We start from the raw sequence: 24,672 nt of genomic DNA on the forward strand, positions 1-24,672 counted from the left end.
TCTATTTTTTTATTCAAAAAAATTTGAACTAGATTTACTGTTTAAAGACTATCATAACTGGATTCGGTATTTTTACTTGCCGAATTCAAGTTAAATTAAAATTAAACTCAGCAGTTTATTTTTCAGTTTTTAAACGACTGATCTGATAAAAACATTCTGCATAAAAAATAATAAAATAAACGAAATAACTGCCGCTGTAATCGGGGTTAGTATCCAGCCAACTCCAATTTTACCCAGCAGCTTAAAATTAATATTGCGCCCACCTTTTGCCAGCCCCAGCCCCAGTACTGCGCCCACTACTGCCTGAGAACTTGATACAGGAACCAGTGGAAAGGAAGGAAGACCAAGCATTATTAAAAAATCTTTGAGACCTGCTGAAGCAAAGACAAAAAGTGTAGTCGAGCTCGCCAGCACAACAATAAAAGCTCCAATTGGAGAAATATCCATAATATTTGAGCCAACAGTAAGCATCACACGTTTAGAATAAGTTACTACCCCAACGGAAATTGCAATCCCTCCCAGCAGAAAAAGCTGCTGAGCTCCACTGAAGCTAAAAATACTGAGATTATAAGCCGGAATCTCCATAATACCGGTAAAGACTCCCATTACATTGGCAATATTATTAGCTCCCAGAGAATAGGCTCCAAAAGCACCAACAATCAATAATCCCCAGCGGGTATAAAAATCGAGCTGCAGCAGATGAACTCTGGCATTATTCAGCCATTTCCTAAAAGCGAAATATAAAACAACAGCAAAAAAAGCCGAAAGAACCGGTGAAAATATCCAGGCTCCTACAATTTCTCTCAGCACACTCAGATCAGTGGCATAACCAGAATAAAGGTTCCAGCCAATTATCCCTCCTACAATCGAGTGTGAAGTAGAAACCGGCAGACTTAATTTTGTCATCCAGGACACTGCAACTGCTGCTGCAAAAGCCACTACAAAAGCTGCCGGCAGTGTGCCTACCTGTCCCAGAGCTCCAAGGGTATGAGATGCTCCTGCCCCACTAACAACTGAACCCAGAATTACAAAAATTGTCATAATCAGAGCAGCTGTTGAAAATTTGACCATTTTACTGCCAACTGCAGTTCCAAAAATATTGGCTGCATCATTGGCACCTAAAGACCAGCCTAAAAAGAGGCCGCTTGACAGATAGATAATAACTTCAATCATTTTTCACACCACCATTTACTGATTTAAATTCTTCTTTTTACAGCTGCTACAGAAACATCCTCACTGACCATTTCGGCCTGATCAGACAAAGCGGCAATCTCCTCAATAAAATATCTGAGCTGAAGCTTATAGGCAATTTCTATTTCCTCACACTGATCGGAAAATATTTTTCTTTTTAACCTTTCTTCATTTTTATCTGCCTGATGTTCATAAAAATGAACCTTATTGACATAATCATTAACCTGCGAAATTTCTTCAAAAAATGCCCGCACACATTTAACCAGCATGTCAACTGCCTCTGCGCTATTTTCAACCAGCTCCAAAAAATCACTTTCTAATCCCGCTGGAATTACCGGCTTTTCTATCGAAATTTCATAAATCACTTCCTTGGCCAGATCAGTTATCGTATCAATCTCTTCAATAATATTTAAAACATCGGCCCTTGATTCCGGAATCAGCATATATTTATACAACTTATATTTAATGTCCTTTTGATGTTCATCAGCATTATTTTCAATTTTTTTAATGTCAGTCAGTGATTCTTCAAAAAGCTCAAAATCTTTTTGAACATACCTCTTTAAATCTCTTTTAAATGTCAGGGCCCCCTGGTTAACAAGGTCTAAATATTCTGTAATTTCAATCTCCAGTTCTTTGGAACGGCCAAATAATATATGAGGCATCAGCTTCACTCCTTAAGATATAATTTTAACTCCTCATCCAGACTCTCAGCGTCTTTAAAATGTATTACCCTGATTCCCTTTTTTAAGGCTGCCTCGATATTGGCTTTCGAGTCATCTATAAAAAGAGTTTCTTCAGCTTTTAAATTAAATTTATTAAGTAAATGATCATAAATCTCTGCTTCTGGTTTGATTAAATTAACATCGGCAGAAATCACCCGACCATCAAAGTATTTAAAGAAATCATATTTGCTGCTGATATAATCAAATGCCAGCTGATGAAAATTTGATAATATATATAGATTATAATTTTTTTCGGCTGTTGATTTTAAGATTTCCAGGCTGTCTTTCTTGAGTGTTAAAATCTTTTCCCATTCAGCCATTACCTCTGCAATCTCTTCGGCCAGCTCTGGATTTCGCTGCTGCCATTTTTCTACAGCCTGCTTCTGGCTGATAGTTCCCCGGTCAAGCTGCAGCCACTCCTCGGTTTCAAAAATTTCGTTTATCAGCTGGGACTTTAAATCATCACTGTAGCCAAGTTCATCCAGATAACTTTCCGGATCAAAATCCAGCAGCACATTTCCCAGATCAAATACTATGTTTTTAATCATTATTTAGCCTCCATCTTGATGGTACCGAGTACTTGTAAATATTTTCCTTATTTAAACAACAGCTTTTTGGTAAATATTTACAAGTACCAGGTGCCTATATTTGTTTCTTAATATATTATTCTAGCTTAATTAATCTTTTCCTGTTTATTTTTAGCTTTTAAAGCAAAAAAACCCGACTCAAAGGCCGGATTTTTAAATTTTTATTTAATTTTTAGCTTTATTTTTAAATGATAGTTAAATTTTTTCGCCTCTTACTCAATTTCAGCTTTCATTTTATCGATTAACTTATTAAAACGCTTATTGTATCCTTCCTGAAACTCTGATACCTTCTGGGCCAGCTGCTGTCTCATCTGAGCATTCATGCCGTTCTGACCGTCATTACCACCCTGAGCGGCAGCCAGTGGATTCTGCCCCTGTCCCTGAGCCTGTTCTAAGTGCTGTTTTACCTGCTCATCAAGCTGTTTCTTTTGAGTCTGATACTGCTGCTGCAGGCTCTGTGCCTGGGTAAACTGTTTCTCAAAAAAACTGGTATTTCCACTTTCTTTAAGTGATTCAACAGCCACTACAGCTTCTTTACGCCTTTTTATCTGTTCAGAAGAGTTGCGGAGCCCAATTGATTCAATCAACATCAGCTGTGCTTCTTTTAAATAAGCATCCTCTTTATCTTCCAGCTTATGCCATAAACCTTCAGCATCCATCTCTTCTTTAAAAAATGGAGCCATAATTTCTTTCAGTTCTTCTCTAATTTCTAGAGAATTATGATCCTTATCATTTGTTCCATAAACTTCATCCGCTCTTTCCATTGCAATTTCATAAGCACTTTTCATCATTATCAGTCCTCCCTAAAAAGATCAAAAAATCTATCCTGATATGCATTAAAAACTCCCCAGCGATCAAGCTCCTTCTTTAATTTTGAAGGATCTTCCTCACCATTTTTAACCATCTCAAACATTTTTTCGATCTCTTCACTGGCTGCTATTGGCAGTCCTTCGAGATTTCTGGTAACTACAGAATAGCCTTTATCATCTGTGCTCAAAAATCCCTTTTCCTCATAGTCAGGAAGCTGAGATTTATAAGCACTCTTTAACATTAGAGTCTGGATAAATTTCATCAAAGAAACATCCCAGAGCTCATCTACTCCTTTGATAATTACAGTTAAATTATCATCTTCTTCATCTATATCGTCTCTTATTTCAGCTTCAGCAGCCTCAATTTCTCTGCTGATAGTAAAGGTACTAATTGATTGTTTTCTATAATTCATCTTATAAAGCAGTCCGGCCAGATCGGGGTTTTCGCGAGCAATGATCTGCATAGCCTTCTTTGCTTCACCACTAAACCCACTCATATTTATCATATAATCCGGAGTTAACAATTTTGGCTTTTCCCAGGTGATTTTTCCTTCTCTCACCTTGGTTTCTGGTCCTTCCTCCGGAAATTCATCCAGATAATATGGCTTGCTGAGTACATAATAGTGGAGAGTTGTATCATGTTCTGTAGAAATTAAATCGTCTGGTTCAAGCAGTATTTCAGTATTTTCCAGCACTTCTTTAATTCTCTGCTTATCTTTCATTTTAACTCCTCCTCTCAAGCCTAAATCGGAGTTGAATTACTCCTGATCTATATAATATATTATACATTATCCGGAGTAATGAAGTCAAAAAACAGTTATTTGTGAAATCATTCATTATAACCAGGTCCAAAACGGGCGTTTTGGACCTGGTTCAATATATCACGCCGCAAAAAAGACTGAAGCAGCTGCCTCAGTCTTTTTAACTTAACTATTTTTTTGAAAGTTAATCAGTGCCTTACCGATAATCAGTGAAAACACGGCAGCGACTATTATCTCCGGAATTCCATTGGTAAAAGCTACTGCCCAGGCGGCACTTGCCGGTAAATAACCTCTAACTACAGCCAAAATTAAGACTCCAGCTGTGTTGACAATAGTACCAACTGCTCCTGCCAGAATTAAAGAAGTACTCTGATTGAAATTTTTAGTGGAGCGGTAGGCATAATAAGCTGCTACTCCAATAAAAAGTCTTGGTAAAACTGCAATCAGTGGGTCGGCAAAAATTGGATTGGTTGCTCTGATAAAACTAAAGATACCAAAGATCAAACCAATCAAAAGGCCGACAATCGGTCCCTCAATAATCCCACCTAAAATAGCAGGCAGGTGCATTATTGTTGCATGTCCGGCTGCACTCGGCCAGGGGATTAATCCCAGTCCTGTAGCACCTAAAATAATAGAAATAGCTCCCAGCATACCAGCAATCACGATCTGTCTTGTTTTGAGTTTTATTTTCTTTTCCTCCCATCCCAGTCCATTGATCCAGGTGGACTAAACTTATTGTATTTAACAGCTCTTAATGGGTGCAGCTCTTAAAAATAAGATTCCGCCCCGGCTGTTATAGCTATATTATAATAATTATCTAACTGAATAACAAGTGTTTTTAAGAATTTTTTCCTAAAGTCCGCTTTCTATTTAATTTCTCTTTTCAGTCAGTTTCTTTAGATAGTTGATAATTACTTCATCAACTTCCATTGCCTTAAAGTGTTCAATCAGCTTATCTTCTTTAAAGTAACGCAGCAGTCTGACCAAATAGCTCATCACCTTATTCCGCTTGCTTTCCCGCATTAACTGGCGGTGGAAGAGCTCGGTTCCCATTTCATAATAGTTGAGTTTTAAAGCTGCAATTAAACGGTAGAAATCCAGATACTCATCATCTAAGAATTTGCCGTGGGGTATTTCGGTCAGAATTGGTGCCGGATCGCCAAATCTTAAAATGGTCTCATAATAGGCAACTGTATCAAAATAGCTTTCTATCTCAGCTTCTTTAACCCGGGCCACCAGTTCTTCTTTTCGATCCTCCTGCAGTTCTGACTGATATTTTAAAAGTCTCAATCTGGCATAACTTAAAGCAGGAGTCTCAACACCTGCTGCTTCGACTTCGGCTATCACAGATTTTAATTCTTCGGTAGTCATTTCCCGCCCCTGGTCATAGATAGTCTCATCTCCATCCAGAGCAGCTAGACTGATAAACAGGCGGTTATTGTAAATATCTTTTTTGCTGATCTGATCAATCTTAGCAGCATCAATTAAGTTTAACAAACTCTCAAGCAGTGTTTTTTGATAATTTCTGGTCTCTTCATTTTCAATCAGCATCATTAAACTGGCCAGCAGATTTTTCTCATCATCTATAAGCTCTGCAAATTCACTGACAAAATCAGCCAGGTCCTCCTGCTCACCGTGATCTACTAAAAATCTCAGGTAGTCAGAGGCAACCTGCCAGTTGTGAAAATGCCCATCTTTTCTACTTTTTTCGATAGTAAAAGCAGTCTTAATTTTTTCTTCAGCTGCTTTTAAATTCCCCTGCTGATAATCAGCCAGGAATAGAAGTCGCAGAAAATCCGGGTTCTTCATATGTTCAGCTTCCAGTTCTTCCGCAAAATCAGCAAAATCCTGATAAAGCTCTGCCGCTAAATAACGGGAGAGGATATCGAGAGCAATCTGGGAATTTTTAGGTGCCAGCTCCTTAATTTCAGCCAGCAACTTGCGGCCTTCAGTTTCAGCTTTACTCATTTTTAAATTATCAAGCTGCTGAAAGACATTAAAAATTTTCGCTGCCCGGGAGAGAGCCTCTTTCTGCTTCAGCTTCTTATTTCCCTTAAGGTTAAATCTTTCCTTAATAAAATCATCTAAAAATGAAATTACCCGCATGTGCTTGTATTCTTTGAGCTGATCATAATATTTTTCAAAAAGACTCAACGCACTAACTACATCATCTAAATCCATTAAAGTTTCCAGGCGGAAAACAATCAGCTGTAAATTTTCGGCATCAATCTGCATTGCCCGCTCAATAATGTCATTAACCCGCTGAAAGTTCTGACCCTTTTTGTAAACCTCGGCCAGAGCAATTAAGAGCGGAATGCTTTCTCCCTTATCCTCCAGGGCCTGACGCACAAGCGCTTCTGCTTCATCAATTTCTTCCTGATCCAGCATAATGTTTACCAGAGGAGAAATGAAGGCTTCATCCAGATCTGTTCCCATCAGCTGCCAGGCGTGACGTAAATATCTGCCGGCCTCCTGATAATTATTGCTCTGCAGGCTGTAAACAATCAGGGGCAGTAAAAATCTGTGTTCAAGCGGATAATTTTTGACCGCATCTTTAAGCAGATTTAGTACCTCTTCCTCATTTTCTGCATTTTTAATTGCCTCAAAATATTCCTCCACACTTTTCTCCGGATTATTGCGGGCACAGCATTTTTTGAATTTCTTGCCACTGCCGCAGGGACAAGGTTCATTCCGTCCAATACTGTAGGAGCGAACTGTATCTTTTTCTCTTCTTTTAGCTATACTCTCTTTTAAACCTTTTAGTCTTTTATCCATTTAATTCCCTACCTTTCTCTTATCTTATTCTGAACTAATATTTTTAACATTAATAGAGCTCCATCAAGCTAAAAAGCTTCTGGAGCTCAATCAGTTTTATTTAAATTTATTTCACCTTTAATTATAGCAGATGCTGAATATAATTTAAAGTAAATAAATCACTACTCAGCTCTAATTATTTCTTCAATATTTTTAACCAGTAAATCCATATCTTCTTTTTCTACAACCAGTGGTGGTAAAAAACGCAGGGTAGTTTCTTTAACCGCATTCACTAAAAAGCCACGCTCAAAGAGCTGGTTGGTAATTTCTTTGGCTGATAAACTACCGCCAACTTCTAAAGCCAGCATCAATCCCTTACCTCTGGTTTCAACTAAATTATCATTTTCAGCCACCAGTTTATCCAGCTCAGATCTGAGATAAGCGCCTTTTTCCTTAACTGAATCTAAAAAGCCGGGCTCCAGCATAATATCCATTACCTCAGAGGCGGCTCTGGTTGCCAGCGGATTACCGCCAAAGGTTGTGCCGTGGTCACCTGGCTCAAAGGCAGCTGCAACTTCCTCTTTGGCCATAAAAGCTCCTATCGGAACTCCGCCACCTAAGGCTTTGGCCAGTGAAATAATGTCAGCTTCAACTCCATAGTTCTGGTAGGCAAAAAGCTCACCGGTTCTGCCCATTCCACACTGGACCTCATCAAAAATCAAAAGGATATCCTCTTGATCACAGAGCTCGCGTACTCCTTCCAAATACTCCTTTGCAGCCGGGTAGATTCCACCCTCTCCCTGGACTGGCTCCAGCATAATGGCAGCTGTTTTCTCAGTTACTGCCTCTTTTAGAGCTTCCAGGTCATTAAAGGGGACAGTCGAAAATCCTTCCGGCAGGGGAGTAAATGGTTTTTTGTATTTATCCTGTCCGGTTGCTGTAACAGTTGACATTGTCCGCCCGTGAAAAGATTTATCAGCCGTGATCGTTTCGAACTTATTAGTCCCTTTTTTCTTAAAATACTTGCGGGCCAGTTTTAAAGCACCCTCATTGGCCTCGGAACCACTGTTGGCAAAAAAGACCCGGTCATAACAGGAATTCTGGCAGAGCTTTTTCTCCAGCTCAGCCTGAGGCTCTATGTAGTAAAGGTTGGAACAGTGAATAATCTTATCAATCTGATCTTTTAAAGCCTCTTTAAAGCGCTGATTGCTGTAACCTAGAGCATTGACCCCGATTCCTGCCAGAAAATCACGATAAACTTTGCCGTCCTTACTGTATAATTTAATTCCCTCAGCCTTTTCCACATAAAGTGGGTATCTGCCGCTGTAAACATTCATAAAATGCTTCTCGTCCATCTCAACAATTTCTTCTATTTCCATCTTATCAATTCTCCCTTCGCTTAATAGAAATAATCAATTTAAATCAAATTTAATCACTGGAGCTGGCAGTAATTTTCTGAGAAATTCCTGCAGCTCCTGCTAATCCTTTAAAATCATAGTTCCAACACCCTGGTCGGTAAAGATCTCCAATAGCAGCGGATGAGCAACCAGCCCATTTAAAATGTGAGTTCTGATCACACCACTTTCCACAGCCTGCATACAGCCTTCAACTTTGGGCAGCATTCCTCCCTGAATTTTACCATCGGCAATCCACTGCTTAATCTCCGAAAATTTAAGCTGGGAGACTCTGCTCTCCGGATCTTCTGCATCATAGCGAATCCCATTAACATCGGTCAGATAGATTAATTTTTCTGCCTTTAAGGCAGCTGCCAGCTCTCCTGCCACACTGTCAGCATTGATATTTAATCCTTCACCGGCTTCATTAACTCCGACTGGAGCAATTACCGGAATATAGCCATCTTCAATCAGCTTTTCAATCAGTTCTGGATTAATCTCTTCCACTTCACCAACAAAACCTAAATCCTTGGCCGGATCACTGAACTCCTTTTTCTTAGCTTTAATCAAATTGCCATCCTTACCGGAAACTCCAACAGCCTTCGCCTGCATTTTATTAATCAGGGCTACTATCTCCTTATTAATCTGGGCTGATAAAACCATCTCTACAATCTCCATTGTTTCCTTATCAGTTACCCGAAGTCCGTCGATAAAATTGGCTTCAATATTTAAGCGGTCCAGCGTCTTATTAATCGCCGGCCCACCTCCATGCACAATCACCGGGTTAATCCCCACATATTTTAAAAGGGTAATATCTTCAATTAATTTTTCCTTTAGCTCCGGATCAGCCATAATGCTGCCCCCATACTTTATCACAAAAGTCTTGCCAAAAAAGTCTTTAAAATAGGGTAAAGCTTCAATTAACACATTTGCCTTTTTAATTAATTCTTCTATTGTACTCTCCTCCTTGCTGCTTTAAAATCTAAAATCATCTCCAGCCTCTGCCAGTTGAAAATACTCTGACAATAAAGCCCGTTATCCAGCCAGCTTATTTTAAGGGAATAAAGCTGTTGCCTCAAGCCCTGTAGACTCGGGCAGGTCAAAAACCAAGTTCATATTCTGTACCGCCTGACCGGCTGCTCCTTTGAGCATATTATCTATTGCAGAAACAATAATCAGCCGCTTTGTCCGCTCATCATATCTAAAGCCAATCTGGGCAAAATTTGAGCCGGCTACATTTTTAATCTCCGGCAGCTCCTCAGCCAGCAGCTGGATAAAGTATTCATCCTCATACTGTTTGCGATAGAGCTCTCTGATTTCCGCCTGAGAACTTTCCTCTTTCAGCTCCAGATAAATTGTGGCCAGAATCCCCCGCTTGATTGGTATTAAATGAGGGGTAAATAAAACTTCAGCCTTAGTTTTTAAAGCTTTCGCTTCAGCTTCAGATTCAGCTGAATTATCACCACTGTATGCTCCCTCCAGATACTGGCTCAAAATATATTCAATTTCTGAACCATGGCGGTGAGTTCCAGGGCTGTAGGCCTTCATTGAATTATGGGTCTCAGTAAAAAGTAAATTTTCCTTCAAACTGCGGCCGGCACCACTGACTCCGGATTTTGCATCAACAATAATTGAAGCTGGATTAATTTTTTTGAAATCAATCAGCGGCAGCAGTCCAAGCAGAGAGGCGGTTACATAACAGCCCGGATTGGCAACTAAATCTGCCTTTTTAATCTGCTGGCGGTTTAATTCCACCAGCCCGTAAGCTGCTTCAGCTGCCAGCTCAGGAAACTTGTGCTCAACTCCATACCACTTTTCGTAAATATCTAAATCGTGGTAGCGAAAATCACCACTGAGATCAATTATTTTCGTTCCTTTTCCATAAAGCTCTCCCACAATATTCTGCGATACGCCGTGGGGCAGAGCTGTAAAAACTAAATCACTCGCTTCAACCTCAAAGTCAGTCAGGGGAATCAATTTTTTCTCAGCCAGTTTTGAACCTCTAAACTGAGGATAAATATCAACCAGCATTCGACCGGAACTACTTTTGGAAACTAAATCCTTAATTTCAACTTCTGGATGCTCGTGCAGCAGCCGCATCAATTCTATGCCCACATAACCTGTTGCACCTACTATACTAACTTTTTTCATCTACTCACTCCTCTACTTCTCAAAATCATCTTATTTCCATTCTGCGACTTCTATCTTTAACTAAAATAAATACTATAAACAAATGATATCTTTGGCTTATTTTATCGCATTAAAGTATTTGAATCAAGCTATTTGTCTAATTAAAGAACAAATTTGATGTTAAACAATTAATAGCCGCACTAATTTAAATATTTTATAATTAATATAACTTGGAAACATAATCAGAAAGGGTGAGAGATATGAAAGAATTTGAGCTTAAAAATGGTAACCACATTCCTGCTCTTGGACTCGGAACTTCTGGCCTGCGCGGAAAGCAGTGTACTGAAGTAGTAAAAAAAGCCCTCGAGCTGGGTTATCGACATATAGACACTGCTGATATGTATGGAAATCACAGGGCTGTTGCTGAGGCACTAAATAAATCTGTTCTCAGCCGCGACGAGCTATTTATTACTTCTAAAATCCAGAGTGAAGATTTAGAGAATAAGCAGCTGAAAAAGACTGCTGATAGACTGCTTTCAGAGCTGGAGCTGGAATATTTTGATTTACTCTTAATTCACTGGCCAAGTCCTGAGATTTCAGTTGAAGAATCTCTTAAAGCGATGAAAGAATTAAAAGAAGCCGGCAAAGTTAAAAATGTTGGGGTCAGCAACTTTACTATTCCCCTGCTGAAAGAGGCCTTAGCTGCTTATCCAGATCTGATAACAGTCAATCAGGTAGAATTTCATCCGACACTTTATCAAAAAGATCTTTTGGACTTTGCTTTCAAAAATGATATTATACTCACCGCCTACAGTCCGCTGGCCCAGGGAGAAGTATTTGAAAATAGTGTTTTAAAATCACTGGGAAAAAAATACGATAAATCTCCTGCACAGCTGGCTTTAAGGTGGCTGATTGAGAAAAATATTGTTGCTATACCAAAAGCAAGTTCTGAAGCTCATCTTAAAAATAATTTAGAAGTTTTTGACTGGGATTTCCCGGTTGATGCAGCCAGAGAGATGGAGCTTTTGGATCAGAATAACCGCCTGATTGATCCCGGCTATCCTGATTTTGATTAAAAATATAAATTTCAATCCCCACTATTCTGGCTAATAATTTTAGCTTAGCTTTTTTAGTGGGGATTTTTTATTTAAAAATATTATTCAATTATAATAAGCTGATAAATCTATATCTCAAAATTAGGCAGCCATTCTCTTTGAGCTGCAAACATTTCATCGACCATTTCTCTAATCTGATCCATATCTAAAACAGCTGCAGTTAGTGGATCCATCATAACTGCCTGATAGATTTTTTCTTTATCTCCTGTTAGCGCTCCTTCTACTGCCAGTTCCTGAACATTAATGTTGGTTCTGTTTAATGCTGCCAGCTGGGTTGGAAGATCACCTACATAAGTTGGCTGGATGCCATTCTTATTAACCAGACAGGGTACTTCAACTACTGAACCCTGAGGTAGATTAGTAATCTGTCCGTCATTTTGAATATTACCGTGAATTACAGTTTCTCTCCCTGTCTCCATTGCTTCAATTATGTGGGAGCCATATTCATTACTGCGCTCCATTTTTATTTCCGAATTAATTAATTCTTCCATATCCTCCAGATAGCTTTCATTCCTCACCTGACAGACATGGAGATAAGCTCCGGATTCATCTTCTGTAGTCCAGCCAATGTCTCCCCCATAAGAATTTTCGGGCTGTTCTCGCTGCATTCTGTGAATATTACTGATCCAGTCTTTATTTTTTCTAAAATAGGGTACATATTCTGACATATGAATAGTTGATTCGGTTACAAAATAACCGAAATGTTTTAGAAACTCAAATTTAGTCACATCATGTTTATAAACATCAGGATCATCATATTTTGCTTTAATTTGAGGATAAAGGTCTTTACCGTCTTTTTCAAATTTTAAATACCAGGCCATATGATTAATCCCAGCAGATAGATAATTGATATCTTCATAAGGAAGATCTATGTATTCACAGATTTCAGCTGCGGTTCCCTGAACACTGTGGCAGAGTCCAACATTTTTAATATCAGTCGCTTTATTTAAAGCCCAGCAGTTAATGGCCATCGGATTAACATAATTCAAAAATAAAGCCTCCGGACAGAGTTCTTCCATATCTCTGGCAATCTCTAAATAAACTGGTATAGTTCTTAAGCCTCTGAAAACTCCCCCAGGCCCTAATGTGTCACCAACTGCCTGATTAACCCCATACTTTCTGGGGATTTCAATATCCATTTCATATGCTTCAAGTCCTCCAACCTGAATCATAGAAATTACATAATCAGCATCTTTAAGTGCTTCTCTGCGATCAGTAGTTGCTTCAATCACTGTTGGAAAATCATTTTCTTCTACAATTCGAGCAGCAAGTTTTTCTGTCATTGCCAGTCTTTCAGGATCAATATCCATCAGTGAAATCTTTGTATCTCTCAGTTCTGGCACAGATAATATATCTGTTAGTAAGTTTTTTGCAAAGACAATACTTCCTGCACCAATAAATGTTATTTTTCGCATTTTATCAGTCTCCTTCTAAGATTATTATTTAGCTGTCAGATATTAAACTCCTGCTGCCAGATAAATATAATTTAGAAGATTTTAAAATAAAATAAAAATTCCAGTCCCGAGAGCATTAACCAATCAGGACTGGACATAATATTAATTTCATTAAAATGTATATTCTATCTGAGCAAAGATCTCGCTTTTTTCAGGTCCATCAATTACATGATCAAGTCCGGTAGAAAGAGTCAGCTGATCAGAATAATCATAACTTAAGCGCGGCCGCCAGAGAAGAGTATCTTCCATATTCGGCAGTTCCGGCATTTCTCTATAAATCAGCCAGTTTTCAAGATTTAAGTTATCCCTCATAAAAGATCTCTGCACCAATAAAGAATATTCACCTTTTGTTTTGTCCCGGACAAGATTATTTGGCTCATCGATTAGGATTCCTTCTTTTGCCTGCAGAGCTATTAAATAATCTCCCAGATAATAATCGATGCCCACTAAAAGTTCCAGCTCATTATTTTCTACAATCTGTGGACCCTTCTCTGTCTGCTGCAGATAGTCGCGGTTAAAAAAGTAAGCTCCTTCTCCTTTTAAAACAAATTTTCCCAGGTCATTAGAAAAACTGCCGCCGATGAAATTCTGGTCTCTGTAGAGAGCTTCGCTGCTGCCGGTTACCCGATTATATACTTCCAGCATAGGATTGTACTGGGGAAATGAGCCGGCACTGATTTCATAATCAGAACCCATCCCAAGTACTGAATAACGGAGACCAAAGCCTGATTGATCGGCATCTAAATCAGAATCTCGGGGAGGTAGGGATATAACTGCCTCCAGAGTTCCACTATCAGTATAATAATCTAATTTAAAGGCATCACTGCCGAGAAAGCGATCATCTGGATTAACAAAGGGACGCTGAACTCTGCTCTGATCATTAATTAAATTAGTTACTGTCAGGCCATCAGCCTTGCCCCAGCTAATAATCTGGCGTCCGATTCTCAAATCTGCATTGGAAAAATAATAATCTAAATATCCTTCATAAAGCTCAAGCTCTAATTCTTCTTCAAGTGTATTTATCTGTAATTTTGGATTTAAAACAAACTGTCCCTTCTCCAAACGCTGTTCAAGCTTAAGATCATATTCCAAATATGAATATAGTTCAGAACTATTTTCCAGATCATAAGTAGTATAACCCGTTACTTTATGACTGATATAAGCTGCCCCGGCTAAAGAGCTGCTAAATAGCAGAGCTGCAGCAGCCAGGCATATTATCAGTGTTAAAGAAAATGATCTTTCGCTTTTTAAAAACTTCATAATTAAACCTCCCTCTTTAAATTAAAGTTATCTCTTTAATACTCGCTTATTCGCAGTTTTTCATATTTCTTTGAATTAGAAAAGTAGAAACTTAAGACATAAATATTAATTTATGGAAATATAGAGTCGACCTGATTAAAAATCTAACTTTTTTCTAAAAAATTCCTCTATGGTCGCTTTGGATCTCCACAAGACCATGGTGGTCTTACCTCCCATATCTCCCAGGATCTATGTCCCAACATTCCTTCGTTCTACCTTCCCATGGGTGGAGGCCGGCTCTGCTCCTCGACGGGGTCTTAACTTCTGTTAAGCCCTAATGGAATAAATAATTTCCGGCTAATCCAGTCTTCCTCTTTCAAAGTTCTATTACTCAACTTTAAATAATCTTTCTTAAATCAATAAACTTATCAACTCATTAAAAACAATACAATTAATGTTTAAGCTACTTCCTGTAAATCTAAATTTCTATCAATATCGTTCATCAACTTTTCACCATCATACATAACATGTTTTTGACCAAGTGCAAAAAATATTCTAATCAGTTTACAGGCCAGGGCTATCATTGACTGCTTTGGTTTTAAAGGATTATCCCTCTGAGTAGTATAGTATTCATGCAGCTGTCTAAACTCCTGATTTTTAGCCAGTATCGGCAGCATTACTCTGTACAGTAATGCCCGTAATCTGGGTCTTCCTCTTTTAGTTATCCTGGTTTGACCAAGATGCTTACCTGAACTGTGTTCTTTTAAGTTTAAACCTGCAAGTTTCTGTATCTGTTTGGGATGATCATAATCATTTATATCCCCAACTTCTGCAATAAAACCAGCCACTGTAATTATACCTACACCCTTTACTGACTCCATATATTTAGCTTCTTCCATACTGTTAAATAACTTTTCTACTTTTTCTTCAAGCAGTTCTTTCTGGTCGTTTAAAAGCTCATACTGCTCAAGTAAATTCCTTAATTCATACCGGGTGAATTCTCCACCTTCTTTAATACCAATTGAGTTTAAAGCTGCTTTTTTGAGCTTTCTGGCTCTTCTAATACCCACACCTCTATTAGCACCTTTTTTGAAAATCCCAACTATTTCTTCATCAGTTTTTTCAAGTATTAAATAAGGTAAAAAAAGTTCTTTTAAAATTGCAACTGAAGCTTTTCCACTCCATTTTTTAAAAACAGTTTGATATTCAGGAAAATATTTGTCTATCAGCTGCTGAATCTTATTTGAAAGGTTTATAATATCTTTAACCAGTCTTTCCCTGTGAGTCATTGCTACTCTTAGATCTGCATACTCTTTTTCTGGCATATGTGGCACAGAATATCTGCCATCTATTACCAGTTTAGCTATGACTTTAGCATCTTTTCTGTCTGTTTTAGTTGGTGAGTTATCATCAAGAGACTTACTCTTTTTAACATGAGCTGGATTTACCACTACCCTCAAAAAATCTGTTTTTCTTCTTAGATATTCTTCTAAGGGTAACCAGTAATGTCCTGTAGGCTCCATACCAACTATTACACTAGTTTTATTTTCCTTCTCACTTACTTTTGAAATCCAGTTTAGAAGTTTTTTAAAACCTGCTTCATTATTTTCAAAAAAGATTGCCTTATCATATTCTATACCTCTAAAATCAAAGAATCGAGCAGCATGTTTGTTCTTTGCGATATCCACCCCAACTACCAGTGTTGAAACTTTTACTTGCATAATCTTTTCATTTTGAGTATAATTCATATTAGATACCTCCTTGGTTTTTTAGAGATCAGAATGACCTCTGATACTCCGTATTATACCAAGGGGGTATTTTTTTGTCGATACTGATTTTTATTCATTACAGGAATGCTCCTCTTTAAATCTAAGCTATTACGTATTTATCTATATTTATATCCCGCGCCTCATCATTCTTTCACTAAATAAGTTCTCATCAACTTCAGTGTTATATTCAACTTCACTGGTTCTTAAAATTGTCCGGTGGTCACTCTGCAGATTATGCATTTCATTATCCACAATGGTTAGAATTCCATCTATTTCTTCAAGCTGATTAACAGTTAAGACTTTGAGCAGTTCGCCTTCCTGATCATAAAACTCTTTTTTAAGACCAATCCAGTTATCCTGCCAGACATAAGTTACTGTTCTGCTGTATAAATCGTCTTCAGCAACCGGAATATTTTCTACCACATAAACTTCTTTACCATCAATTGTATCTTCTCCAATTAAATTGTGCTCATCTTCGGCTAGTGTTCTATCTCCCAGGTCATCATAGGTAAAATCTGAGCCCATAAAATAATCACTCTTGTTTTCAGAAGAAATTCTCTTTACCTTATTTAAAGCAGGCAGAAAAATCCACTGGTCATCACTCTGCTCTGAATCATAGCTCCAGTTCATAAAGGAGGTGTTGCGCACATCTGCCGGAGAAATAAAGAACATTATTTTCTTTTCAACCTCGCCAAAGTCCTTCTCATACTGTTTAATCTCTCTCACTCGCTCAGCACCACGGCTGTTAATTAAAATCATCTCGAGATTAGAAGTTCTGCTGTCTCCAGTTTCACGACTATATACTTTTTCCATGATTTCTTCTCCACTTAGCTCAGCAGCCGAAACTGTCCCAAAAACTGCCATTAAAGCTACCAGTACAGCAACTGTAATTATTATTTTATTCCTCATTTTGATCATCCTTTCTCTTATTGAAAATAAATTTAGGTTCCATGATATCAATTAAAGCAACTGCCAGAGTCAGGGTTCCAATCAGACTAACAAATAAAGCTGTTGAAACTAACCAGCCGAGTTCTCTATTGGGAGGAAACTCAGAGAAGGTTAAGACCATAAATCCTGCAATCACAACAACTGCATTAAAGGTAATCGCTCTTCCGGAGAGGTTAATTGCTTTATCTGCAGTTTCCGCCTTATTAAAGCCTCTAATTCCATAATACTGATAGCGGGAAAGCAGGTGAATTGCATAGTCAATTCCCATTCCAACTGCGATACTGGAAATTAAGGCTGTAGTTGTGTTTAAAGAAACTCCCAGGCCTCCCATCAGACCAAAGTTGACGACTGCTGTAACTGCAATTGGCAGCACTCCGATCAAACCGGCTGCAAAACTTTTAAAGAGCAGACTGAGCAGTAAGAAAACACCTACTAAGGAAATTGCCAGACTTAAAACCTGACCTTCTAAAATTAGACCACTAAAAATCATATTTGTATAGGCCGAGCCGGCAAATTCAACTTCAAATTCCTTTAAAGATGAATTAGCAGCAAAGTCTTCAATTTCAGCAATAATACTTTTAATCTCCTGAGTCCGATCTGTTTTTAAACTAAGCTGTACATGCAGCTGCCTGTAGTCATAATCAATCAGCCTGTCTAAATCTTCCGGATCACCTGACATTGAATATAAAAGTAAATACTGAGCAACTAAGTCCCTGGAATCAGGAACCCGGTTAAACTCTTCCTGATCTTCGTTCATCACCTTGTTAATCCGGCGGAGATAATCATTTAAACTGTAGGTTGTACCTATTAATTCACGTTCTTCCAGCTGATTCTGCAGTTCCCAGACATCTTTTAAATATTCTGGTTCTTTAAATGTATCATTCTCTTCTGCTTTAAAGATTAAATTCAGCTGAGTTGTACCGCCAAAGTTCTGATTGATAAAATTATCTGCCTGTGAGATTTCCTCGTCCTCAGTAAATTTATTCAGCATACTGGAGTCAATCCAAATATTGCTGGCACCATAGGCCGCTATAATCGTAAGGATGATTGTTATGATTACTACAGCTCTGCGTCTTGTCCGTACAAACTGAGATAACTTGTGAAAAAATTTCCTGTCAGCAGCCTGCTGCTCTTTCTTTTTTATTTTAAGATTTGGCAGACCCAGCACTTTCAAACCAGCCGGAATCATTATCAGAGAAAAGAACATGGCAGAAATTACACCAACTGCTGTAAATAAACCAAAATACCTGATCGGCAGAACATCTGAAGTTAATAATGATAGAAATCCTGCTGCAGTAGTAATTGAAGTCATCACCACCGGTTTCCAGAGCTGCTGCTGCATATCCTTAATTAACTCAAGTTTATCTCTTTCCGGCCGGGCTTTAATTTCCTGATTTAAATGACTTAAAAGATGAATCCCGTCTGCAACTCCCAGTGCAATCAGCATTACAGGAATCATGGTCGAAACTGCATAAATTGGAATTCCTAAATAGGACATCAGTCCAAAAGCCCAGATTGTGCTGAATAAAACCACCAGCATGGTCAGCAGTGTGCTTTTAAAGCTGTGCAGGGTTAAAAATAAGACAAAGAGGATAATAAAGATAACAATTGGAATCATCTTCTGCATATCCTGAGGCATTAGATGAGCTAAAGTTCCTTCAACTACGGGCTGTCCTGCAATATAGATCTTTGCACTGCCGCTTCTGTAGGGCTTAACAATCTCCTGAACTTTTTGATAGAGCTCCAGCCTGTCTATTTCTCCAGCTTTTAATTCAGCCATTATTAAGGCAGAACTGCCATCTTCGGCTACAATCCGACCGCCAACCATCTTATTGGCTTCTACATCTTCCCGCAGCTGATCTATTTCAGCCTGACTTTTCGGTAACTTTTGATAGAAGGGATCAACTTCCAGACCAAATTCACTTCCCTTAATGTTATCAGCTGTAGTCAGACTCTTGACATCCCCTTTTGCTACTTCCGGCAATTTTTCCAGTGCTAGAGATATTTGATCAATCATTTTCAATGTCTCCGCATTATAGACACCATTTGGATTACTATTATTCTCCACCGCTACAATTACTGCATCATTGATCCCAAATAAATCCTCGTACTCTTCGCTGGCCACAAATTCTGGATGATCATCCGGCTTATATTTATCCAGGTTCGTCTCTAAGCGAGCATTATCATAGATCTGGAAAGTAAAAAATGCAGTGATTATTAAAATTATGATTAAAACTGTTTTTGGAAATTTCAGCACCCAGTCTGTTATTTTATCAATCATGATTACCCCTCTTTTCTTAATCATTTCTCTTTATCTAATCTAACACTTAATTTATGAATGAGTATTCATTCATAAAATTTTATTAAGAAACCAGCTGCTTACACAGCCGGTATTATTTTTTAAAGTGAAGGTGTTTTTACATTTAAGACTTCAAATTTTTCACCCTGATCAGCTTTTAATTCCATCTCTGTATTTGGAGGACAGGTCACAACTGTTCCTGCTTCAACTACACTTGCTTCATCTCCAATTCTTAAAGTTCCTTTACCCTCTTTAATGTAGAAAAACACATCTACCGGAACCTGATGAGCAGGTACAATATCGCCTTCAGACAAAATTAAGTTCATCACCTGAGCATTATCATTTTTTAAAACAGCTTTTGCAATTACTCCTCTTTTGTTCTTTGTCCCCTCTAACTCACTCAACTTAATAATTTCCACAAAAATCATTCCTTTCGTTTAATAAATAATTTTATTGACATATATTATAAATCTCTAATATGAATGATTGCTCATTCACTAATATAAGTATAGTACTTTGCTTTATTTAATGCAGTGATACAGCTCACACAAAGTTAATTTTTTAAAATTAACTTATTTCTTTTTTCTAACATATAGTGCAACTGCTAAAACAAATAAAACCGCAATATAAACTGGAGTGGACACCTTTATCACCCTTCTGCTAACTACTTTTCTTAAATCAATTAAAAATATGGTCAATCCGCTCTAAAATAAAGTCAGGCGCCTCCTCTAAAAGCTGCATCTCCGGTTGAGTTAACGAATATTCGATAACTCCCTGCATCGAGCCAAAGAAATAGACTGCCATTAAATGAGTGTTGATCTCTTTAACTTCTCCCTTTTGAACACCAGCCTGAAAAAGTTTTTCCAGCATTTTAATTAAAGAATTCATATGATCTTTTATCTGATCACTTTTTTCGCCCCGGGAAAAGTCTTTTTCACGAACAAGCACCCTGCCGAGGTGAGGATTCTCAATTAAAACTGAAAAATGTCTATTTAAAAATTCTTTTAAGAATTCTTTGGTTGAAAGCTTTTTTTCCTTTAGCTCTGACATAATTTCCATTCTTCTTTTCATCTCTGCTTTAAAAATATAGGCCAGAACCTTATCCTTACTGGAAAAATAATTATAAATAGTTCCAACTGCCAGACCTGCCTGATCAGCTATATCCTGCATTCTCGTGTTGAAAAAACCTTCCTGAGAAATGATTTCTACTGCTGCCTTTCTAATTCTATCTTTAGTTTCCTGAGCCACTTTTATCAACTCCTTGAATGAGTGTTCATTCATATTATAGCACTATAAAATTTCTTTGTCAAGCCACTTAATTTAAAATTATTCTATGTTACACTGCGAAAAGTCTTAATCATCAATTTCCAAATTGTATAATTCCTATTATGACAGGGGTGTCCTCCTGATAAAATACCCGAAATTGACTTTTCGCAGTGCAGTCTTTTTGTACAATTTCAATAAAAAATCATAAACTATTTACATTGTTTGTGACTTTTTCATAGAATAAAATTCTTTTTCTTCTTCACCGTTAATTCGGATAAAGAGCAGTAAACAGTCTTCTTTAGCAGTCAAAGAAACTAGATCATCATTGAAAACAATAATTTGATTTTTCTTCATTATATAATCTTTTCTATTAATTTTATAGCTGATTTTTCCTTCCATTAAGAACATAATTGATTCACCTATAAAGGGCCTGGGGGGCATAAAATCACCTTCAAAAAATTGGACAATTCGCATTGAATGTTTTTCTTCATAACTAAAAATATTACATTTTTCATCCTTTTCTAGATACTCATCTAAATCAAAAAATTTCAAACTCACCATCTCCTTTTGTAATATTATTCACATAATATCACAAAATAGAATTTGATTTAACAGTTATTTGTAATTTTTTTATAAATTCTATATATTTTTTTATTTAAAATCTGAAGCTAAGAATTCAGCTTCTTTTTGAGCTCATAAACATCAAGGCGCTCCGGCACATAATCTTCATCCCGATTTTTCACTTCTTCCACTGGAATATTTAATTCCCGGCTGATTATCTTTTTAATTCTGCTTTCACAGAAGTTTGCCTGACACTCTCCGGTTTTGGCCCAGGTTCTTCTTTTAACAGCATCAGTTGTTTTGATTGGAATCGAACGGCTCAAGGCATCCAGGATTTCAGCTTCAGTCACCGTTTCACAGCGGCAGATAATATTCTTTTTCGGCTCCTGATGGTCTATTTCACCGGCGAAATCTTCATCTTTTTCCACCACAATGGCTGGTCGCTGGGGATTAAAATCATCTTTCTTATTCAGCTTAAGTCCTGAATCTTTTAAAATATTAACTAGCTTTTTTGCAATAGCTGGTGAAGAGGTTAGACCGGGTGAGTCAATTCCTGCTGCCTGAATGAAACCTTTATGCTCTGTCTCTTCGATTATAAAATCTCCTCTGGTGCTTTTAGGTCTCAGCCCGGCAAAGGTTCTCAGCATCCTGTTGGTATCAAAATCCGGTACTGAACGGCGGGCCTGGTCAATGATATATTTAATTTCCTTAAAAGTAGTGCTGACATCATTCTTTTTATCTATTTCTTCCGCATTGGGCCCGATCATAAAATTGCCGTGGGTGGTTGTTGTGGCTACTACTCCTTTAGTTTTAGGGTTTGGTGCCTGAAAAATAACTGAATTAACTAAGTGAGATTGACTTTTACTAAATACCACATATTCTCCCCGCATTGGATAAATTTCAAAATCATCAGTATTAAGCATTGATGCAATCCGGTCAGCATAAATTCCAGCTGCATTAATCAGATAGCGGCTTTTAATTTTTTCGTTTACTGTTTCTACTTCAAAATATCCGTTATCCTTTTCAATGTTTATAACTTCTGATTCCAGCTTTAAATCGACTCCGTTATCAACAGCATTTTCTGCCAGGGCAATGGTAAATTCATAGGGAGAGGTGACTCCAATATTCTTACAATAAAAGGCTGCCTGAACCTGATCACTGACATGAGGCTCAATTTCTTTAATCCGATCACCATCGATAATTTCTATCTCCTCTTCCGGCTGGCCGACTTTTAAGGCATTCTGGTAAATTTTTTCCAGTGTTTTTTCATCTTCTTCATCAAAAGCCAGCACCAGACCACCTGTTTTTTTGTAGCCAAAATTAAGCTCTTCGTTCAGTTTTTGATACATTGAATTTCCCTTTATACAGAGTTCTCCTTTTAAGGTTCCTGCTTTAGCAACATAACCGCCGTGGACAATTCCTGTATTGGCCTTGGAAGCACCGGTGGAAACATCCGATTCTTTTTCAATCAGTGTTAGCTCAAGCTGATATTTAGATAACTCTCTTGCTATTGCCGAACCAACCACACCCGCTCCTATAACAGCAACATCATACATTTAAGACCCTCCTTAATTTCTGAAACTTTATTTTAAATATTTCGAAAATTTATGGTCTTAACTGACCGCTATTTAGTCTAAAAAGGCTTTTCCCACAATTTTAAAATTCGAGAAAAGCCTTTTCAATTATTTTGCACTGTAAATCTTTCTATATTTTTTCCCACTTTTATTTTCACTTACTTCATAAACTGCTTCAACTAAAATATCATTCTGCTCAAGCAGTTCTTTCAGTGCTTCCAGTTCAGCGGGAACAGCTATTGCCGAACCACAGTCGGTAGATATCTCCGGTGGTACAGCTGCCATCCTGTAAAGTAAATCATTATCCATAAAAACTTTTTCAGCCTTGATTGAATGATGAGTCGACTGAAATAAAATCAACTTATCCTGCTTTACTCCCATTCTATTTTAACTCCTTTTTGACCTTTTTTAGCTTTCGCAATCACAGCAACATCCAGACCTTCTCCGTAGAGATCAATTAAAAGCTCAGCTGCATCTTCTTTGGCAACTGAAATTAAAAGGCCACCTGAGGTCTGCGGATCATACATTAATTCATAAAGAGTCTGGTCTCTTTTTCCGCTCTCACTGACAAATCCCTCATAATTATCTCTATTTTTATAGGCACCTGCGGGTAAAAGTCCGGATTCCGCAAAATCTCTTACTCCTTCAAAAATTGGAATCTCTGGAGCCTCAATTGTGATTTCCAGACTGCTGTTTTCTGACATCTCAAGCAGATGTCCAATCAAACCAAAACCGGTTACATCTGTACAGGCATTGATCTGATACTGGTCAAAATATTTTAAAGCAGTATTATTTAATGTTAACATTGATTTTACTGCCGGATTATTTTCATCACTTTTAGTGAAACCACCCTTAATTGCTGAAACCATAACTCCAGTTCCCAGCGGCTTTGTTAAAAGAATGAGATCACCTTCTTTTATACCGGAGTTGCTGAGTAAATTATCTGGATGGACAGTCCCGGTTACCGAAAGTCCATATTTGGGCTCTTCATCAACAACGGTGTGACCGCCACATAAGCTGGCACCTGCTTCTTTAACTTTATCAGCACCTCCCTGCAGAATCTGCGAAAGAATTTCTGCTTCCAGACAGGAAGGAAAACCAACTATATTCATTGCTAAAATAGGCTGGCCGCCCATTGCATAAACATCACTTAAGGCATTAGCAGCAGCAATCTGTCCAAATAGATAGGGATCATCCACTACCGGGGTAAAGAAATCAAGCGTCTGAATCAAAGCTATCTCATCTGTTAGACTGTAGACAGCAGCATCATCAGCCTTATCAAGACCGATTAAAAGTTTTTCCGGATCAGCCGGAAAATTAACGCGACGCAGAACCTGCGCCAGAGCCTTAGGGCCCATCTTGGCTGCTCAACCAGAAGTTTTGCTGTAATCAGTTAATTTGATCTGAGACATAATATCACCAACTTTCTTTACTATTTCTTTAAATCTACATCTATAAATATATAATTAATGAAAGAAAATAGCAAATTAAACTCTGACAGTACTGCTGCTGTTGAGGCTGTCAACAATTTCATACATGTTGCTGACCTCTCCAACTTCAACCTGATCACTTAAATTGTAATAATCCAGGCAGGTTCCACAGAGTAGGATTTTAACCCCTGCTGCTTCTAAATCAGCTAAAACAGCAGTCACATCCTTTTCTAAAACAGCCAGCTTAACTCCGGCATTTAAGAAAATTACTTTTTTAGGCTGGGGCTTAATATCTAGTAGAGTTGAAAGAAAACCCTTAATCAAAATTTTACCAAGCTCCTCATCCCCTTCACCTAAGGTATCAGAGGCTACTAAATAAACTTTTCCCTGCTGAGATTCAGACTCAGAGCCGACAGCTGCACCAGCTTTATCCTCTACTTTATCAGCGGCAGTTTTTTTAATCATAATTTTAAAGTAATCTTCAGCTTCTTCTACAATCGTAACTTCTGCCTTCATTTTACGAGCCAGTTTAGCAACATTTTCCGAAGCAGTTCTATTATCAACTACAGTTAAAATTTCATCATTATCAGCCATCGCTTTTTTGGTCAGCACAACCGGCTTGGGGCAGGCTAAACCACGTGCATCTATTTCTTTCATTTTTAATTCCTC

General features: G+C 37.9%; 23 protein-coding genes. 1 reads left to right on the plus strand and 22 read right to left on the minus strand.

Features of this window, described 5'->3' with window-relative positions; translation table 11 throughout:
* Positions 1 to 129 precede the first annotated feature (129 nt).
* The 10 genes from C8C76_RS10235 to argC form a co-directional block, all read right to left on the minus strand.
* Positions 130 to 1,173, minus strand: coding sequence for an inorganic phosphate transporter (locus C8C76_RS10235; protein ID WP_108141319.1), 1,044 nt, complete (start codon positions 1,171 to 1,173; stop codon positions 130 to 132).
* A gap of 23 nt (positions 1,174 to 1,196) precedes the next feature.
* Positions 1,197 to 1,853, minus strand: a complete 657-nt coding sequence (locus C8C76_RS10240) for a DUF47 domain-containing protein (protein WP_108141321.1) — start codon at positions 1,851 to 1,853, stop codon at positions 1,197 to 1,199.
* Between the two features lie 5 nt (positions 1,854 to 1,858).
* Positions 1,859 to 2,461 carry an HAD family hydrolase gene (locus tag C8C76_RS10245; protein ID WP_108141323.1) on the minus strand — a complete coding sequence of 201 codons (603 nt, stop codon included), beginning with the start codon at positions 2,459 to 2,461 and terminating at the stop codon, positions 1,859 to 1,861.
* Positions 2,462 to 2,712: 251 nt separating this feature from the next.
* Complete coding sequence (locus C8C76_RS10250) at positions 2,713 to 3,291, minus strand: hypothetical protein (RefSeq protein WP_243733920.1); 579 nt, start codon at positions 3,289 to 3,291, stop codon at positions 2,713 to 2,715.
* Positions 3,292 to 3,293: 2 nt separating this feature from the next.
* Positions 3,294 to 4,031 (minus strand): hypothetical protein, encoded by a 738-nt coding sequence (locus C8C76_RS10255; protein WP_108141325.1) that lies wholly within the window; start codon positions 4,029 to 4,031, stop codon positions 3,294 to 3,296.
* A 204-nt stretch (positions 4,032 to 4,235) separates the two neighbouring features.
* Positions 4,236 to 4,787, minus strand: a complete 552-nt coding sequence (locus C8C76_RS10260) for an ECF transporter S component (RefSeq protein WP_108141327.1) — start codon at positions 4,785 to 4,787, stop codon at positions 4,236 to 4,238.
* 153 nt (positions 4,788 to 4,940) lie between these two features.
* Complete coding sequence (locus C8C76_RS10265; RefSeq protein ID WP_108141329.1) at positions 4,941 to 6,845, minus strand: SEC-C metal-binding domain-containing protein; 1,905 nt, start codon at positions 6,843 to 6,845, stop codon at positions 4,941 to 4,943.
* A 161-nt stretch (positions 6,846 to 7,006) separates the two neighbouring features.
* Complete coding sequence (locus C8C76_RS10270) at positions 7,007 to 8,203, minus strand: aspartate aminotransferase family protein (RefSeq protein WP_108141331.1); 1,197 nt, start codon at positions 8,201 to 8,203, stop codon at positions 7,007 to 7,009.
* A gap of 99 nt (positions 8,204 to 8,302) precedes the next feature.
* The gene (gene argB / locus C8C76_RS10275; protein WP_108141333.1) at positions 8,303 to 9,172 is read right to left on the minus strand and encodes an acetylglutamate kinase; all 870 of its coding nucleotides are present in this window, start codon (positions 9,170 to 9,172) and stop codon (positions 8,303 to 8,305) included.
* Between the two features lie 99 nt (positions 9,173 to 9,271).
* Positions 9,272 to 10,369, minus strand: a complete 1,098-nt coding sequence (argC, locus tag C8C76_RS10280; protein WP_108141335.1) for an N-acetyl-gamma-glutamyl-phosphate reductase — start codon at positions 10,367 to 10,369, stop codon at positions 9,272 to 9,274.
* A gap of 239 nt (positions 10,370 to 10,608) precedes the next feature.
* Here argC and C8C76_RS10285 point away from each other — a divergent pair, with 239 nt between their 5' ends.
* On the plus strand, positions 10,609 to 11,424 hold the full coding sequence (locus C8C76_RS10285) for an aldo/keto reductase (protein ID WP_108141337.1): 816 nt from the start codon (positions 10,609 to 10,611) through the stop codon (positions 11,422 to 11,424).
* Positions 11,425 to 11,531: 107 nt separating this feature from the next.
* Here the strand turns inward: C8C76_RS10285 and C8C76_RS10290 are convergent, their stop codons facing one another.
* The 12 genes from C8C76_RS10290 to yedF form a co-directional block, all read right to left on the minus strand.
* Positions 11,532 to 12,878: an alpha-glucosidase/alpha-galactosidase gene (locus C8C76_RS10290; RefSeq protein ID WP_108141339.1), complete on the minus strand. Its 1,347-nt coding sequence runs from the start codon at positions 12,876 to 12,878 to the stop codon at positions 11,532 to 11,534.
* A gap of 150 nt (positions 12,879 to 13,028) precedes the next feature.
* Positions 13,029 to 14,177, minus strand: a complete 1,149-nt coding sequence (locus tag C8C76_RS10295) for a hypothetical protein (protein ID WP_108141341.1) — start codon at positions 14,175 to 14,177, stop codon at positions 13,029 to 13,031.
* 437 nt (positions 14,178 to 14,614) lie between these two features.
* Positions 14,615 to 15,904 carry an IS110 family transposase gene (locus C8C76_RS10300; RefSeq protein WP_108141343.1) on the minus strand — a complete coding sequence of 430 codons (1,290 nt, stop codon included), beginning with the start codon at positions 15,902 to 15,904 and terminating at the stop codon, positions 14,615 to 14,617.
* Positions 15,905 to 16,051: 147 nt separating this feature from the next.
* Positions 16,052 to 16,834, minus strand: coding sequence for an outer membrane lipoprotein-sorting protein (locus C8C76_RS10305; RefSeq protein WP_166637111.1), 783 nt, complete (start codon positions 16,832 to 16,834; stop codon positions 16,052 to 16,054).
* Positions 16,824 to 19,154, minus strand: a complete 2,331-nt coding sequence (locus C8C76_RS10310) for an efflux RND transporter permease subunit (protein WP_181248193.1) — start codon at positions 19,152 to 19,154, stop codon at positions 16,824 to 16,826. Before C8C76_RS10310 ends, C8C76_RS10305 begins: the two co-directional genes overlap by 11 nt.
* A gap of 119 nt (positions 19,155 to 19,273) precedes the next feature.
* Positions 19,274 to 19,591 (minus strand): cupin domain-containing protein, encoded by a 318-nt coding sequence (locus tag C8C76_RS10315; RefSeq protein WP_108141349.1) that lies wholly within the window; start codon positions 19,589 to 19,591, stop codon positions 19,274 to 19,276.
* A 259-nt stretch (positions 19,592 to 19,850) separates the two neighbouring features.
* Positions 19,851 to 20,420, minus strand: a complete 570-nt coding sequence (locus tag C8C76_RS10320; RefSeq protein WP_108141351.1) for a TetR/AcrR family transcriptional regulator — start codon at positions 20,418 to 20,420, stop codon at positions 19,851 to 19,853.
* Between the two features lie 231 nt (positions 20,421 to 20,651).
* Positions 20,652 to 20,990 (minus strand): hypothetical protein, encoded by a 339-nt coding sequence (locus C8C76_RS10325; RefSeq protein WP_108141353.1) that lies wholly within the window; start codon positions 20,988 to 20,990, stop codon positions 20,652 to 20,654.
* A gap of 116 nt (positions 20,991 to 21,106) precedes the next feature.
* On the minus strand, positions 21,107 to 22,555 hold the full coding sequence (locus C8C76_RS10330) for an NAD(P)/FAD-dependent oxidoreductase (RefSeq protein ID WP_108141355.1): 1,449 nt from the start codon (positions 22,553 to 22,555) through the stop codon (positions 21,107 to 21,109).
* Positions 22,556 to 22,681: 126 nt separating this feature from the next.
* A complete protein-coding gene (locus tag C8C76_RS10335) occupies positions 22,682 to 22,954 on the minus strand; it encodes a DUF3343 domain-containing protein (protein WP_108141357.1) in 273 nt (90 codons plus the stop codon).
* Positions 22,945 to 23,985: a selenide, water dikinase SelD gene (gene selD, locus C8C76_RS10340; protein WP_108141359.1), complete on the minus strand. Its 1,041-nt coding sequence runs from the start codon at positions 23,983 to 23,985 to the stop codon at positions 22,945 to 22,947. Before selD ends, C8C76_RS10335 begins: the two co-directional genes overlap by 10 nt.
* Before the next feature lie 75 nt (positions 23,986 to 24,060).
* A complete protein-coding gene (yedF, locus tag C8C76_RS10345) occupies positions 24,061 to 24,660 on the minus strand; it encodes a sulfurtransferase-like selenium metabolism protein YedF (RefSeq protein WP_108141361.1) in 600 nt (199 codons plus the stop codon).
* Between the last annotated feature and the right edge of the window lie 12 nt (positions 24,661 to 24,672).

It is taken from the genome of Halanaerobium saccharolyticum (assembly GCF_003053565.1).
Taxonomy (GTDB): domain Bacteria; phylum Bacillota; class Halanaerobiia; order Halanaerobiales; family Halanaerobiaceae; genus Halanaerobium; species Halanaerobium saccharolyticum_B.